The sequence below is a fragment of the Gilvimarinus polysaccharolyticus genome (genome assembly GCF_001187555.1).
GTDB lineage: Bacteria > Pseudomonadota > Gammaproteobacteria > Pseudomonadales > Cellvibrionaceae > Gilvimarinus > Gilvimarinus polysaccharolyticus.
Genome location: NZ_LFIJ01000001.1, coordinates 1549538 through 1565207, shown reverse-complemented (window position 1 = coordinate 1565207; position 15670 = coordinate 1549538). Strand labels below are relative to the sequence as shown.

At 49.6% G+C, this 15670-nt stretch carries 15 protein-coding genes; 3 read left to right on the top strand and 12 right to left on the bottom strand.

From position 1 onward, the window contains the following. Window positions 1–185: 185 nt before the first annotated feature. Window positions 186–3185, top strand: coding sequence for a TonB-dependent receptor (locus GILYN3_RS06820; protein ID WP_049722141.1), 3000 nt, complete (start codon window positions 186–188; stop codon window positions 3183–3185). Window positions 3186–3297: 112 nt separating this feature from the next. Continuing rightward, window positions 3298–4071 (top strand): hypothetical protein, encoded by a 774-nt coding sequence (locus GILYN3_RS06815; RefSeq protein ID WP_157484863.1) that lies wholly within the window; start codon window positions 3298–3300, stop codon window positions 4069–4071. 466 nt (window positions 4072–4537) lie between these two features. Here GILYN3_RS06815 and GILYN3_RS06810 read toward each other — a convergent pair whose 3' ends face one another. Together GILYN3_RS06810 and GILYN3_RS06805 are read right to left on the bottom strand one after the other, a co-directional pair. Then, entirely contained in the window at window positions 4538–5194 is a 657-nt protein-coding gene (locus tag GILYN3_RS06810; RefSeq protein ID WP_232305520.1) for a transglycosylase SLT domain-containing protein, read from the bottom strand. Continuing rightward, a complete protein-coding gene (locus GILYN3_RS06805) occupies window positions 5172–6905 on the bottom strand; it encodes a proline--tRNA ligase (RefSeq protein ID WP_049722139.1) in 1734 nt (577 codons plus the stop codon). The genes GILYN3_RS06810 and GILYN3_RS06805 overlap by 23 nt, the downstream gene beginning before the upstream one ends. A 187-nt stretch (window positions 6906–7092) precedes the next feature. Here GILYN3_RS06805 and GILYN3_RS06800 point away from each other — a divergent pair, with 187 nt between their 5' ends. Beyond that, the gene (locus tag GILYN3_RS06800; RefSeq protein WP_049722138.1) at window positions 7093–7569 is read left to right on the top strand and encodes an HIT domain-containing protein; all 477 of its coding nucleotides are present in this window, start codon (window positions 7093–7095) and stop codon (window positions 7567–7569) included. A 66-nt stretch (window positions 7570–7635) separates the two neighbouring features. Here the strand turns inward: GILYN3_RS06800 and GILYN3_RS06795 are convergent, their stop codons facing one another. The 10 genes from GILYN3_RS06795 to cspD form a co-directional block, all read right to left on the bottom strand. Then, on the bottom strand, window positions 7636–8046 hold the full coding sequence (locus tag GILYN3_RS06795; RefSeq protein ID WP_049722137.1) for an HU family DNA-binding protein: 411 nt from the start codon (window positions 8044–8046) through the stop codon (window positions 7636–7638). A gap of 463 nt (window positions 8047–8509) precedes the next feature. Then, window positions 8510–9010 carry a DUF7931 domain-containing protein gene (locus tag GILYN3_RS06790; protein WP_049722136.1) on the bottom strand — a complete coding sequence of 167 codons (501 nt, stop codon included), beginning with the start codon at window positions 9008–9010 and terminating at the stop codon, window positions 8510–8512. Between the two features lie 79 nt (window positions 9011–9089). Beyond that, the gene (locus tag GILYN3_RS06785) at window positions 9090–9590 is read right to left on the bottom strand and encodes a GNAT family N-acetyltransferase (RefSeq protein WP_049722135.1); all 501 of its coding nucleotides are present in this window, start codon (window positions 9588–9590) and stop codon (window positions 9090–9092) included. Window positions 9591–9612: 22 nt separating this feature from the next. Next, on the bottom strand, window positions 9613–10794 hold the full coding sequence (locus tag GILYN3_RS06780; RefSeq protein WP_049722134.1) for a cupin domain-containing protein: 1182 nt from the start codon (window positions 10792–10794) through the stop codon (window positions 9613–9615). Between the two features lie 53 nt (window positions 10795–10847). Further along, window positions 10848–12215 (bottom strand): adenylosuccinate lyase, encoded by a 1368-nt coding sequence (gene purB / locus GILYN3_RS06775; protein ID WP_049722133.1) that lies wholly within the window; start codon window positions 12213–12215, stop codon window positions 10848–10850. A 108-nt stretch (window positions 12216–12323) separates the two neighbouring features. Then, window positions 12324–12959, bottom strand: coding sequence for a high frequency lysogenization protein HflD (gene hflD / locus GILYN3_RS06770; protein ID WP_049722132.1), 636 nt, complete (start codon window positions 12957–12959; stop codon window positions 12324–12326). A gap of 64 nt (window positions 12960–13023) precedes the next feature. Further along, the gene (gene mnmA / locus GILYN3_RS06765) at window positions 13024–14136 is read right to left on the bottom strand and encodes a tRNA 2-thiouridine(34) synthase MnmA (RefSeq protein ID WP_049722131.1); all 1113 of its coding nucleotides are present in this window, start codon (window positions 14134–14136) and stop codon (window positions 13024–13026) included. Window positions 14137–14187: 51 nt separating this feature from the next. Beyond that, window positions 14188–14637: an NUDIX hydrolase gene (locus tag GILYN3_RS06760; RefSeq protein WP_049722130.1), complete on the bottom strand. Its 450-nt coding sequence runs from the start codon at window positions 14635–14637 to the stop codon at window positions 14188–14190. Further along, a complete protein-coding gene (locus GILYN3_RS06755; RefSeq protein WP_049722129.1) occupies window positions 14634–15284 on the bottom strand; it encodes a pseudouridine synthase in 651 nt (216 codons plus the stop codon). The genes GILYN3_RS06760 and GILYN3_RS06755 overlap by 4 nt, the downstream gene beginning before the upstream one ends. A 150-nt stretch (window positions 15285–15434) precedes the next feature. Next, a complete protein-coding gene (cspD, locus tag GILYN3_RS06750) occupies window positions 15435–15659 on the bottom strand; it encodes a cold shock domain-containing protein CspD (protein WP_049722128.1) in 225 nt (74 codons plus the stop codon). Window positions 15660–15670: the final 11 nt, after the last annotated feature.

Here is a 15670-nt window from a genome sequence, read left to right as displayed (position 1 = left end):
CACAAAAAGGCAATAGTAAAAATGGGCTGTAAGGCCTGCCGTATTCGCTTTGCTAAGCGAAGCCGCGATAAGAAGATCATGCCCGGTCTTTGGCTGAGCTAGAACGTATGGGAATAGTCAGTGATTCCCAATCATAATAAAGGGAGAGTCCTATGTATAAAAGTACCAATTTCAAGAGAAAGCTAATGGCATCAGTCGTAGCTTCTTGCGCTTTGGCAAGCCTCAATGGCGTTGCTGTAGCACAGGATGATCAGATGCTGGAGGAAGTGGTTGTCCGCGGTGTGCGCGCGGCTCAGGAGACTGCTGTTAGCGTCAAGCGCGATGCCGCTGGCGTAGTTGATGCAATATCGGCAGAAGATATCGGTAAGCTGCCCGATGCCACTATTGCCGACTCACTGCAACGTATCCCCGGTATTCAGATTCGTCGCTCAGCCGGTGAAGGCTCATCGGTTAACATTCGAGGCTTGCCTCAGGTTGTGACTCAGCTTAACGGTGAGCAATTTTTAGGATCTAACTCGGTCGTATCGACTCAGCCTAATTTCTCAGATATTCCGTCACAATTGTTTCAAGGTGCCGATGTTTATAAATCGGCTATTGCCAACTTAGGCAATGCAGGTATTACCGGTACTATCAACTTAAAAACCTACCGCCCCTTTGATTTTGATGAAGGGCTAACCGTTGCCGGTGGTGCCGAGATGCAGTATGGCACCGAAACAGAAGAAACCGATCCGGTTGTTAATGGCCTAATAAATTGGCAAAACGGCGATATGGGTTTTATGGTGGCGGCAACTTACGCTAATGTAAATCTATCCAACTCTTATAACGGTCTAAATACCGGCTCGCCGGGTGATGCAGGCTGGACTAGCCGCTTTTCCGATACTGCTGTGGGGCTTTCTGACGAAGGACGTCGTTACGTCGGTGCGCAAGGCTTTTCAGCTTGGAATCAAATCACTGAGCGTGAACGCTTGGGGCTTAACTCGTCATTTCAGGCAGATTTGGGCGAAGGCTTTATTTTTACCGCTGACTGGTTTTACACCGATCAGGATGAGTACAACCGCAAAGTGGGTTTGAGCGCGACCAATAAGTGGCAGGGTGATAACTGGTTTGTGCCAACCGAAGAGCGCGCTACAGGCACTAGTATTGATGATGGTGAGTTCTATGCCTGGACTCAGGCAGAATTGTCGCCCAAGCGTCTTAAGTCTTTTACTCAGAATGACGTTTACCATTCTAAATCGACCAACATTAATATTCAGCTTGATTATGATAACGGCGGAGCCTTTACTGGTAGTTTCCGCGCTGTAAAAGGCGATGCCGAACGCAATAAACGCCACGGCTACAACGAAGGTGATTTAACCAACGGTACCTCAACTGGCATTAACCCCCTAGCTTGGGGCGGTGGTGGCTTGCCACCGGGCTTCTTCCCCGCTGAGTTGTGTGGCGAAGGCGCCGTAGCTATTGGTGACAACGGTGGTTGTTTCCAGACCATCAACCCTATGGGCTACAGTGAAAACCCACAGATCTCCTATGACACCACAACTGAGCATCCTACTTGGTCTGGATTTGACCGTCCGTTAGCCGGTGCCTTAGGTGCAGGTGCATCGATTGCCGATTACATGGCCAACATGGACAGCTACAACGTCGGTGCTTTTTCGTCTGAGAATAACGAAAACTCTGAGGGCGCTCTTACAGCCTTTAGCTTAAAAGGCAACTACAAGTTTGAAGACAGTTTTGTTACCAGTGTTGATGTTGGTGTGCGTTCGTCACAACGTTCAGCCGAGTTTGAGCGTTATAACTTGTTTTCGCCCTTTTATGACAATGGCTGTGAAGCTCAGTGGAAGGCCACTGACGTACAGTTGCACGCTGGTCCTTGTCAGGATGGTGAAGTGGTTAACGGCACTCTGAATGGCAATCAAATTACCGATACCTTTGTTGGTTATACGGTTTTGCCAAACGTGGCGCTTGATCAATACAACAATGCTATTTGGGTGACAGACTTTGGGCCAGTAAACGGTATTCCAGGCGTTTGGGCGGTAGATCCACACGATTACGATGATCCAGAGGCATTCCAAAATCGTGTCTTTGGTTCGTCAACTAAGCAGGTCGTTCCTGGTAATACATTTGCGGTCGATATGGATGAGTTGTCTTACTTTGCTCAGGCCAATTTTGAAGCCGGCGCCCTGCAAGGTAACCTTGGTGTGCGTGTTGTAGAAACTGATCTGACGGTTAAGCAAAACATTGCTGGGCCGCAAAAAGATTACGGTAACACCAACGTCGATACCGGCGATGTGTTAACCAAACGAAGCTACCAAGATGTACTGCCGACCTTAAATCTGGGCTATTGGTTTAGCGATGATTTAGTGCTGCGTTTTGCTTATGGCGAGAACATGGTGCCGCTGGATCTTAATCAATATGGCGATGGTTTGACTCTTAATACTGCCATCGATAGCACCGATGGCAGCCCCACTCAAGGTCAGTTTATCGTCACTGAAGGTAGCCTTGCCGGTAACCCAGCACTTGATCCTTGGCGTTCAACCAACTATGACCTCTCGATGGAGTGGTATGCGGGTGCGGCGACTGTCCTGAGTGCAGCTGTGTTTAAAGTGGAGATCGACAGCTTTACGGAGTCCACGACCGTGAATATGGCGCAACCAGATGCGGATGGAGTAATTCGCCGCGAGGTTCCGATCAAAACTTTGGTGCAAGGTGAGGGTGGAACCTTAGAGGGTGTTGAATTTGCCGCTAAGCTCGCTTTTGGTGATTTCATTGATGGTTTCTTGGGTAATTTCGGTATAGATGGCAACTACACCTATTCGCCCAGCGAAGGTTCCGGTGATGATATCTTTGGAGATAAAAATCTCTTTCCTGATAACTCAGAGCATCAGTTTAACTTAGCCGCTTGGTATCAGGACGATCGCTTTCAGGCTCGGGTTGCTTATAACTATCGCAGCGAGCGCTTAGCCTCTGTGGGCGCTGGTGCTTGGGGTGCTTTAAACCTTTATCAAGAAGCAGCAGGTTATGTCGATATCTCGGCAAGTTACGATATTACCGATGCTATGACCGTTTATTTGTCTGGCTCCAACGTAACGGGCGAGTATGAAAACTACTACCTCGGCTTTGAGGATCAGTACGCTTTCCAAAACTATTACGAGCCACGCTACACCTTAGGTGTTCGCGCAAGGTTTTAAAAATTTTTGAATGAGATCACCACTTCTAGTCTTCGAGGCGGTGATTCTCTCGAAAAAGGAGTTCGCTAATCGTTTTAGATTAGTAATTTGGATTATTGAAATGGAGCAATATATGAAAAATTTAACAGTAATATTCTTTTCGTTGTCGCTAGCTTGTATGTTTGTAAAAGCTGATACTTGCCAGCAGGATGGTTATAACACCAATAGCTCGCCGAATGGTCCTGCTCGTGTTGTGCTAAATGAGTGGAGTGAATATGATACTTCAATGGATATTCTTCGCTACGGTGAGGACGCTTATTTTTCTACATCGGAAGATGGTTACATAGGTGAGACGGAGTTTAATCGTATTCGAGGTCTCAAGGTCTATGCAAGAAAAAATATTAAATTTAATAGTACAGGTAGTTTGGGGGCTTCTTGGGTTGTAGTGGTAGATGCAAATGGTGATATTGGTTGTAAAAATGTTTCGGTTCAAAGATCCCGCCCTGTGGTGAGTTCGATAGAGATAAAAAACCTACGTAATTTAGGGGGAGGGCTTCATGGAACAATTGTCGTTCATGGAAACATTGATAACGTCTACTCTGCGCGTGACAGGGCTGGGCCGCTCTATAGTATCGAATTGAAGTGCAGAGAGTGGAATGCTTGGCAAACAGTAGTAGAAAGTAGCACTAGCAACAGTTTTGATTTTGGATTGAACTGCGACATGGAAGCTAGGGCAAAAGTTTTTGATGGGTATTTTTACTCGATTTATAAAGTCACTTCTGCTGGTTATAAAAACATTGTTGGGGAAGAGACGGGTCCTAATTCATCGGCATGTTTGGAACGGTGTCCTTTGGCTTTGGAGCCGTATCGTTCATCATGTATGAGATCAAATCCAGTATGCCACTGACTTTAGTTACTTCGTGAAGCCGTTTCAGACCTCGGAGTTGACCTAAATCTTGCCGTGTTGCTCGCTTAAAAGGTGCACAATTTAATTCGATTGGATTGCATATTTTTAATCCCCTCATTCAATGTATTTATTTTTTGAGTGACTGCTCGAGAAGGAACTGCCAATAAAGTTCTAAGCTCGGGCAAATGGCTCTATCGAGTCTTACAAGTTCTGGCAAGAGGTTGAGCTTAACTGAAGTCTGTATGCAAAACCTGAATTATGTGTAACACATCAAATACGAAGCATGATTTTTGATGTGCAAACCTTAATTAGCGGTGAGCGAAGACTATACAAATAGTTGAAAGTCGTTAGTTTTCAATATAAAAATGCCACATCCGAGTGGCATTTTTTGGAGAAGCTTAATAAACTCTGTGAGAAAATAATTAGTTTATCAAGCTGGATGACTATAAATCATTGCGAGCCAAACCTAACGCCAGCGTTCCCAAGCATCCATCACCTTGCTCGAATAGCGATAACTGCCATAGCTGCCATTGTAACGAGCTAGCGCTTCGGCCAGTCGACCATCGGCGATATCAAGGTAATGTTTGAGAATGATGCAGCCGTAGCGCAGATTGGTGGCGGCATCGATTAAATTATCTTCTGGGCGGCCAATTTCGTTTTTCCAAAAAGGCATAATTTGCATAATCCCTTGCGCGCCGACAGACGATATCGCAAAGCGGTCAAAATGACTTTCGGTTTCGATAACCGCTAAAACAAGTTCGGGTTTTACACCAGCAGCCGTGGCTTCGCGATGAATTAAGCGCAGCAGAGCCAAACGCTCATCGGGGGATTTAACGTAGCGGGCCAGTCGGCCGTCCATCAGCATTAACCACGCTTCGGCGTCAAAGCGGTCTGTAAAGCTGTCGGCTTGATCGATGTGGTTTTTGAGTAACTGGCGCAGCTGGTCATCGACGTTTGACTGGGAACTGGCGGGTTGCGCAGCCGGTGATGCCAGGGCGACGTTGCCTGCAATTTGTTCCGCATTGAGAGTTGGTTGGGCCGCGAGTATACCGCACACAAACGCCAAGGCGGCGATGGTGTGCGGTTGAGTACGGTGCTTGTTACTGCTGATTGAGGGCATCATTGATAAGGGTAACGATTTGATCGAGCGCGACGTCTTGCTTATCTTCATCGCGGCGGCCTTTATACTCGACATTACCCGCGTCTAAGCCGCGATCTCCCACCACAATACGGTGGGGAATACCCATAAGGTCGGTATTGGCTAACAGTACGCCTAAGCGAGCTTTCTCTTCGTCCATTAATAATACGTCGGCTCCTGCCGCTTGCAGGTCACGGTATAGTTGTTCACAGGCCTCGGCGACTTTTTCAGACTTGTGCATGTTAATCGGCACAATGGCTACTTGAAACGGCGCAATCGCGGCGGGCCAGATAATACCTTTGTCATCGTAATTTTGCTCAATAGCGGAGGCGACAACACGGGTGACACCAATACCGTAGCAACCCATCATCATGGTTTGCTCTTTACCGTTTTCATTGAGTACGGTGGCGTTCATGGCCTCAGAGTATTTAGTGCCCAACTGAAAAATATGGCCGACTTCAATACCGCGTTTTATCTCTAGGTTGCCTTTGCCACAAGGGCTGGGGTCACCGGCGACGATGTTGCGAATGTCGGCGGCCTGAGGCAGGGGTAAATCGCGCTCCCAGTTAACACCAGTGCTGTGCATACCATCTGTGTTGGCTCCACAGACAAAATCGGCTAATACCAATGCACTATGATCAGCAATGATTTTAATGCTTAAACCGCACGGGCCAATGGAGCCAACGCTAACACCTAGTTCGGCCTTGATACGCTCTTCTGGGGCAAAGGTTAATGGCGCGGCAACACCGTCGAGTTTCTCGGCCTTAATATCGTTAAGCTCGTGATCGCCACGCAGCACTAAGGCTATCAGTGGTTGCTCGGCGCCTTCTTCGGCAGCATCGCCTAAAACAATTAAGGTTTTTACGGTACGGCTGGCCGCAACGCCAAGAAACTCGGCAACTTCATCAATAGAGTGTTTGCCGGGGGTTGCAACATCTTGCTTGGCAGCGCTGGCGGCAGGGCGCGGATCTGTGGGGGGGAGGGCCTCGGCTTTTTCGATATTAGCGGCGTAATCAGAACCATCGCTAAAGGCAATGGCGTCTTCGCCGCTATCGGCTAGTACGTGAAACTCGTGCGAGAAAGCGCCACCGATAGAGCCTGTATCGGCCAGAACGGGACGGTACGCCAAACCAATACGGCTAAACACATTGCAGTAAGCGGTGTGCATGCGCTGGTAGGTTTGCTGTAAACACTCGGCACTGGCATGAAAGGAGTAGGCATCTTTCATAATAAACTCGCGAGAGCGCATAACCCCAAAGCGCGGGCGAATCTCATCGCGAAATTTGGTTTGAACCTGATAAAAATTAGCGGGTAGTTGCTTGTAGCTGTTGATTTCGCCGCGCACCAAGTCGGTGATAACCTCTTCGTGGGTCGGACCAAGGCAAAATTCTCGATTGTGTCGGTCGCGCATGCGCAGCAGCTCGGGGCCGTATTGTTCCCAGCGCCCTGACTCTTGCCACAACTCAGCCGGTTGCACTACCGGCATCATGACCTCTTGAGCACCAGCTTGATTCATCTCGTCGCGGACGATGCTTTCCACTTTACGTAACACTCTAAGTCCTAACGGCAACCAAGTGTACAGGCCTGAGGCGAGCTTGCGGATCATACCGGCACGCAGCATAAGCTGATGACTGATAACCTCGGCATCGGCGGGAGTTTCTTTTAGGGTGGCTATTAAAAAACGGCTGGAGCGCATAGTGTCAGATCTTATCTAAGAGTCGATGTTTATTACTGCAAGTGTACAGTATTAGTCGCTATACTTAGTAAAGCGGGTTTGCGTATTCTACGCAGCTTAGACCTCGGGGTACAGATACCGGGGTAAAATTTGGCTCGTCTATAGTGGCTTAAGCGCGCTGTAAGCAGAATGGTGTGAGGAGTGAGCTATGTTTGTATTAGACCAACGTCTTGCCGACGATACCTATCTTATTGGGCGGTTTGATTTATCTTTACTGCTGTTGTCGAAAGATGCCAATTATCCTTGGTGCATCTTGGTGCCGGAGCGCGAGGATGTGCTTGAGCTGTATCATCTGAGTGATGCTGACCAGCAGCAATTGACCCGTGAATCCTGTCAGTTGGCAGAGGTCATGAACAGTTTGTTTGATGCTGACAAAATCAATATTGCCGCATTGGGGAATGTCGTGTCGCAATTGCACGTGCATCATGTGGCACGCTTTGTGACTGACCAAGCTTGGCCAGCACCGGTATGGGGGGCGGTAGCGGCAAAAGCGTATGATGCCGAATTGTTGCAAAAACGGGTGGGCAAACTTACCGATGCATTAGCTGGCAAGGGTTTTATGCCGCTGTCATCAAGTGAGCCGTATCAGCCGCGCAAGAGCAATATCCCCAAAATTAATTGTTAATATTCAACCAATAATCACAAAAAAAGCCCGCAATAGCGGGCTTTTTTGTGGTATTTAACTTGGTGCTTATAGTGCCATTTCTTTTAGTTTTTTCAGCGGGCGAACCTTGACAGTAGTGGTCGCAGGCTTGGCTTTAAACATGGTTTCTTCCCCGGTGAACGGGTTGATGCCTTTGCGAGCTTTAGTGGCAGGCTTTTTAACGGTTTGCACTTTCAGCAGGCCAGGCAGAACAAATTCGCCACAGGCGCGTTTTTTGATATGACCCTCAATTACGGCTGATAATTCGTCAAGCACCGACTGAACTTGTTTTTTACTCAACTCAGTGTTTTCTGCAATTTGGGCAACAATCTGCGTTTTGTTGTAGCGCTCACGTACAGCGGTAATTTTACGTTCTGGAGCAGCGGCTTTAGCGGGAGCTTTTTTTGCTGTGGCTTTCTTAGCCGGGGCTTTTTTCGCAGGAGCTTTTTTTGCAGCCATGATTTTTTCCTTTTATTAAGAGTTGAATAAGTAAAGTATTAAGGTGTGCAAATATAACACGTTTATAGCGCCTGAAGCGCAATTGAGACTATATATAAAGGATTAAAATACGATCGGCAAGAAAAAAGTTACGTTAACCGCAGTAAAAGCGCAATATTTACACTATTAGTTGATATTAAGCTTGCTCTTAACAATTTGGCGGCGTTGCTTGGTTGCTCAAGGTTTATGTAAGTCGTGTTGTCTAAGATTGCGAGTTGATAGTGTTTGGCGGTTGCCGTGACAGCTGGTATGCGCTTGGGTAAGGGCAATTCATTGTTCGATCGGCTCGGATGCCCCTGTGGTAATGTCGCATAAGTCTTGATTAAGCGTATGCATCGATAGCGCGCTCACCCCAGTAAGAGGGTATGGCGTGAGTTAAGTAATGGGTGTTGGCTGATAGTATATTGATTTCTTAACGATAACGTTAAAGGCTAAGTAATTGCAATCCGGGTTCGGCTACCGCGTGCTGCCAAATTCTTTGATACTCTTCGGTGAGGTTTTTTACCTCTGGCGCGGCGCGGTAATTAGCAAAGCCGGCCGGTTGAGTGTCGTCATTTTTATACACTAATAAATTGCGGTCGGCGGCGATAAAACCCATCTGTTGATTGTTCGGCTCCAGCGCTAGCTTGCGCAGTTGTATTTTACTGGGTAGGCGCTGATGCAACCGAGCTAAGCGATGCCCGCGCTCTAACATGTCGGCGGTATCACGAACTAAAATATGCACTTGGCAGTCGCGGGCTCGACGAGCAAACTGGGATAGTTCTGACGCAATATCGTCTCTATCGTAAATGAGCGGATCGAGTTGATGGCTTAAAATATACAGCTTACGTCGCGCGTTAGAAATAAGTTTTCGGGTGTGCTCGAGACACTGCTCAACTGACTCGAACAGATATAAGCTGTCGCAGCTTTCGGGCTCTTGGGTCATATCGGCTCCGTTCTTTTTTCTCAAGCTGTTTGCGCTAGGTATTTTTTGTTAGCGTTTTATGTGAGTTTTAGCTGTTTTTTTATCGACAAACTGGAGAAGTTTGCCAGATCATCGTGCGGTGCTCGATGCCTGCATCTATAAAGCTCTCGCCTACGGTGTTAAAACCTAAGCGTTCATAAAAAGGTATCACGTTACTTTGTGCGTGTAAAAACACCTGTTCACAATGAGTGTAGCCGGTTTGTTGTTGGCACCAATGCAGCAGTTCACGCATTAAGCATGTGCCTGCACCACGCAGCCGTGAGTTGGCCACTACGGCAACTCGCCCAATGTGAAAGTGTGCCGCACCTGCGTGTGTTTCTTGTAGTATTCGAGCGCAGCCAATCGTATCTTGATGGGCGTTAATACTTTGGCCAGTTGCGGTGAGTAAAAAGTGGATAGCCTGCTCATCGGCGTGCTCCCATTCTAAATCAGGAGGCACGCCTTGCTCTGCAATAAATACTTGCTGGCGAATGTCGCAAAGGGCCGCGGCGGCGGTAGCCCAGCTAACGGTGTGGCATTGAAACTCGGGTGTGTGATTCATGGCTGATTTCTGTTTGCCGTCGTTATGGAGAATCTTGTTCGTCGCTGCCATCGTCAATCACGATTTTATGGTCTTTTATTAATTGCAGTAGCAACGATTTGTCAGCATCGTTTGGACACAGCGCGTCGAGTGTTACAATCGACCAGTGACGCTGATTGCACAGAGTGTGCGCTAGCGGTGTGTTACACGGGTAGGCCTGACCATCGACAAATAATGTGGTGCTTTGCGCGTCATCAAAGTAACTAAATCGCGCGGCTAATTCGCGCTCGACGGCTACTTCTTGGTCAAGCCATTGCTGCCAGCTTGAGGCGTCTGCGGCCACGGGTGTGCACTCTAGCGGGTACTTGGCCTCAGTCATATAGCGGCCAAACCACTGGGCGATATTGGCTGTTGTTAAATGGCTAACAAGTTGCTTTTGCAACTGCTCGATAACCGTTATATCAATGGCGCCAGGAGTGTTAGTTGCCGATGCATTTTGATCTTTATAACGATTGTCGTTGGTCAGCTCGGCGACAATGTGTTGGCCAAATTCGTCAATAATGTCGGCCTCTGATGGAGCTCTAAAGCCAATCGAAAATGTCATACAGTCATCGTCTAAAGCGGTGCCCCAGTGCGCCACACCAGGGGGGATATACAGTACATCGCCTGGCTGGGCGGTGTAAGTCGCCTCTGGAGTGAAGTCACGCAAGATATTTAAATCGGTACCCTCTAAGCGCTCGCTGTTACTGTCGCAATGCTGACCAATATGCCATTCGCGGGTGCCAGCCCCCTGCACTAAAAACACATCGTAGTAATCAAAGTGTGGGCCCACGCTACCACCTTTGGGTGCATAGCTGACCATGACATCATCGAGTCGCCAGTTGGGGATAAACCGGAAACGGTCGAGTAAATCGGCCACCTCAGGCACCCAGTGATCCACGGCCTGCACCAATAAGCTCCACTGCTCGGTTGGTAGCTCGGCAAAATCTTGCTCGTTAAAGGGGCCAGTTTTTAACTGCCAAGGAGCGCTTTTGCTGTGGATAATTAAGCGTGACTCGATAACGTCTTCGAGTGCCAATCCGGCTAGCTCATCGGGGGTTATTGGCGAGCGAAAATCGGCTAGCGCTTGAGGTAAGAAAACGGCTTGGCGCTGCCAGTATTGCTTGAGGAACTTATCGATGCAAAGTTCGCCCAAACTGGACAAAATCGGTGACGCGGAAGACATGGTGACACCTTAAAGCAAGGCCGGCCCTAGTCGGGCCGGCTTGTTGGGTTGGGTTAAATTGCTTCGGCTTGCGCGGCGGCGTTGCCGATATAGTTGGCTGGGGTCAGTTCGCGGATGGTTTGTTTGGCGTGTTCTGGGATATCCAGCGTCTCGACAAAATCGGCCAACACTTCGCGGGTAATTTTTTGTCCGCGGGTGAGCGCTTTAAGTTTCTCGTAAGGCTCGGCAACTTCATAGCGGCGCATAATGGTTTGGATTGGCTCGGCCAATACTTCCCAGCTGTTGTCGAGGTCTTCGGCTAAGCGGGCGCGGTTAATCTCGAGCTTGCTAATACCTTTTTTGGTTGAGGCGTAAGCGATTAAGCTGTAGCCAAAGCCAACGCCCATATTGCGTAATACGGTTGAGTCGGTCAGGTCGCGCTGCCAGCGTGAGATAGGCAGTTTTTGCGCTAGGTGGCCAAAAATAGCGTTGGCGATACCGAGGTTGCCCTCAGAGTTTTCAAAGTCGATGGGGTTAACTTTGTGCGGCATGGTGGATGAACCTACTTCACCAGCAATGGTTTTTTGTTTGAAGTAACCGAGAGAAATATAGCCCCAGACATCGCGGTCAAAGTCGATCAATATGGTGTTAAAGCGCGCAATAGCGTCAAACAATTCGGCAATATAATCGTGCGGTTCGATCTGCGTGGTGTAGGGGTTCCAGCTTAAGCCGAGTGAGGTTACAAACGTCTCGGCGTTGGTTTGCCAGTCGATATCTGGATAGGCCGAAAGATGGGCGTTGTAGTTGCCCACAGCACCGTTAATTTTACCCAGCAGTTCGACGGCGTTTATTTGCACCAGCTGGCGGCGTAGGCGCGCTACCACATTGGCCAGCTCTTTGCCCACGGTAGTCGGTGAGGCGGTTTGGCCGTGGGTGCGTGATAGCATCGGGTCGGCGGCGTAATCGTGTGCCAGTTTGGCAATACCATCGCTGATCGCTTGGGCATCGGTCAGCAGGACATCGCGACCACGGCTGAGCATTAAAGCGTGCGACAAGTTGTTAATGTCTTCGCTGGTACAGGCAAAGTGGACAAATTCCAGTACGGCTTCTAGCTCGGTATTACCGGCGAATTGGCTTTTAAGAAAGTATTCAACCGCCTTTACGTCGTGGTTGGTGGTGGCTTCGATATCTTTAATGGCTTGGGCATCTGCCTCGCTAAATTGCTCAACGATCTTATTGAGCTGCGCGTGTGTAGCCTCGCTAAATGCCGGTACTTCGGTCACGCCATCTAATTCGCTTAGTCGTTGCAGCCAGCGTACTTCGACTTCTACGCGGCAATGAATCAGGCCGAACTCACTGAAAATAGGGCGCAGGGCGGTGGTTTTGCTGCCATAACGGCCATCAACGGGGGACACTGCACTCAGCGGGGAAAGAAGTTCCATGGGTGATCTCACAGGTTAGTCGGTTGAGTTAATCGATTTGCGGGGCACGCCCCGCAGTAAAATATAGGAGCGCCATCATACCGTAAAGCGGGTTATTTTTCAGTCGGTTTATACGCGTAGGTTGCGCAGTAAGGTTTCGGTTTCGGCCAATAGACGTTTGCGTTGTAGGACAAAGTGCAGACGTGAACCGCCAAGTTGACGCCAGAGCGTGGCTGAGCGTATTGCGGCTAATAACAGTGCACGCACTTGGTTGGCGATACGCTGTTGTTGTAAGTAGCCCGGATCACCCGATACTTGAATGCGAAAGCGAAACCGGCTGAGGGTATCGCTATAGATATCTGCCAAGTTAGCAATGACATTTTCGTGGGTAGGGCCAAAATGTAGAGCTTGCTGCGAGGCTTGCTTTAAACGGCTGGATAGCACCCCTAACATGTCTTTACGCTTGCGCAAGCGACCTTGTAAATGCAGGATTCCGGCGCTGTAGCGTACCGTATTGGTTTGCAGTTGCCGGCTTGATAGCAATAAATCGCGCAGTGTTTCAAGGCCCAGCCGTAGGTTTTCAGGGCGCCCGCCATAAACACTGATGGTGTCTGGTGGATTTAAATCCAGCAGGCTATTTATGCTGCAACCGTAAGCATCGCTGGGGACAAATCCGGTGCGAGCGAGCTGATCTACCAAAACCGATGCCTGCAGTATTCCGGCCGCTGCTAATGTTATGTCTTGCCAGTTGTTTACCTTAGCCAATGGAGAAATGCCTTACTTTGGTGTGTGTAAAGGAGGTTGTTTAGCGGTAAGTATTAACCGCCAATCAACGATTCTCGCTGTACTCGATGACTGCGCCGCCTAGGCAAATATCATCTTGGTAAAATACCACGGATTGCCCAGGCGTAATCGCCCGTTGCGGTTCATCGAATAGTACGGTTAATTGCTGGTCGGCCAGTAGCGTCACCTTACAGGCTTGGTCGGCTTGACGGTAGCGGGTTTTGGCGGTTACTCGCAAGGTGTTACCAGTAGGCGCACCATTGATCCAGTGGGCTTGCCCTGCACTTAAAAAGTTGGTGTATAGCATCGGGTGATCGGTGCCTTGCGCGACCACCAACTGGTTGTTAACCAGATCTTTAGCAATTACAAACCAAGGCTCGTCGGGCGCCCCTTTGACGCCCCCGATGCCCAGCCCTTGGCGCTGGCCAATAGTGTGGTACATCAAACCGGCGTGTTGCCCGATAACGGCACCCTCGGTGGTGACAATGTCGCCGGGTTGGGCTGGCAGGTACTGCTGCAAGAAATCTTTAAAACGGCGCTCGCCAATAAAACAAATGCCAGTGCTGTCTTTTTTGCTGTGAGTGATTAAATTGTGCTGCTCGGCAATACGGCGCACCTCAGGTTTTTCTAGCTCGCCTACCGGAAATAAAGTGCGAGCAAATTCCGCTTCGCCCACGGCATGTAAGAAATAGCTTTGATCTTTATTGGCATCTAAGCCGCGCAATAAATAAGTGTGACCGTCGCTTTGGCTGCGGCGAACATAATGCCCAGTGGCAATTAAATCGCCGCCGAGCATCTCGGCGTACTCGATAAACACTTTAAATTTAATTTCGCGATTACATAAGATATCAGGGTTGGGGGTGCGACCGGCTTTGTATTCGGCTAAAAAATGCTCAAATACGTTGTCCCAGTACTCGGCGGCAAAATTGGCGCTATGTAGTTTAATGCCCAGCGTGTCACAGACTTTTTGTGCATCGGCTAAGTCTTCTTTGGCGGTGCAGTAGTCGGTGCCGTCGTCCTCTTCCCAGTTTTTCATAAACAACCCCTCAACTCGATAGCCTTGCTGGAGTAATAGCAGGGCTGAGACGGACGAGTCGACGCCGCCGGACATGCCGACGATCACTAATGGAGTGTTGGTATTGTCGCTAGAGGTTGTCATGTAAAAAGCCAAGCGCTAAGGGTGGAGGTATGTATACGGCGAGGCCGCATTTTACCTGTCTGCGGCCACGACCTCCAGCGCAAAACGGCGTCCGGCAAGGTAATTGTCAATAACGTCCAAGACCATGGGGCTGCGAAGTATGCTGCGGGCATCGGCTACTTGCTCGCGGGTCAGCCATTCGGGGCCAATAATACCGTCGTCTAACGAAAGTTCGGGGTGATGTTTGATAATCGTGCCAATAAATGTGGTGCGCACGTAAGTTTCGTTGTTGGCGGGAGCTTTGTACAAATCTATGCCCACGACGCCGGTAAGCTCGATATCCCAACCAGTTTCTTCAAGTGTTTCGCGTAGCGCCGCTTGTTGCAGTGATTCGTTAGCCTCTAAGTGTCCGGCTGGCTGATTGAGTCGCTCTTGGCCGTCTATTAGCTCGCGCACCAATAGAAACTTGCCGTCGTGCTCGATCACACAGGCAACCGTAACGTGGGGTAAAAAGCGGCTCATGGGCGTGTACGCTTGTGGTTGGGGCGTTTGCCGTTAGAGGGTTTGGCTTTTGGGCCGCGCCTTTGGCTTTTAGGCTCGCCAATTTTGGTTTTTTGGGGGGCGGGCATATGCACCGTTTGGCTGCTGGCTTGGCCGGGTTGTAGCGCCCCTAGCTGCCAATCGCCAATGCGCACCCTTACTAATCGAAGGGTAGGGTAGCCAACTGCGGCTGTCATGCGCCGCACTTGGCGATTGCGCCCTTCGGTGATGGTTAGCGCGAGCCAGCGGGTCGGGATGTTTTTACGTTCGCGTACAGGGTTGGGGCGGGGCCAGAGCTCTGGTGGGGCAATGAGTTCGACCGTCGCTGGGCGAGTGGGGCCATCGTTTAGAGTGACGCCTTGACGTAACGCGGTTAATGCATCGGCTGTGGGCTCACCCTCTACTTGCACCCAGTAGGTTTTTGGCAGTTTGTTGTGCGGGTGGGTAATACGGTGTTGTAGTGCGCCGTCATCGGTGAGCAGCAATAACCCCTCGGAGTCTAAATCCAGCCGGCCAGCGGGGTATATGCCCTTTTGATTGATAAAATTAGCCAGCGTCGCGCGGCCGCTGTCATCCCGAAACTGACACAGAACATCGTAGGGTTTATTGAAAAGGACCAAAGTGGCCATATATAAGCCGAGTGTGAGTGAAAAGACGATTAAGTTAGCGGTGCAGTGTACCGCAGCTGCAACCGTGGTGCGACTAGCGCGCAGCGGCGCGAGCCGGCTAGGGTTGGCCGGCTCGCGGGGGCGACTTACACGAGGCTTTAAGCTGGGGTGTTAGTTGGGCTGAGCTTCGGCCTGAGGCAGGCTGATGTCTATCGCGTGTAAGCCTTTGTCACCTCGAGAAATATTAAACGAGACGGTTTGTCCGGCTTTAAGCGTTTTATAGCCATCCATGGTGATGGCCGAATAGTGCGCAAAAAGATCTTCTGAACCTTCGTCGGCGAGGATAAATCCGTAGCCTTTGGCATTGTTAAACCATTTGACGGTACCTGTAGGCATAGTGCTGCTCC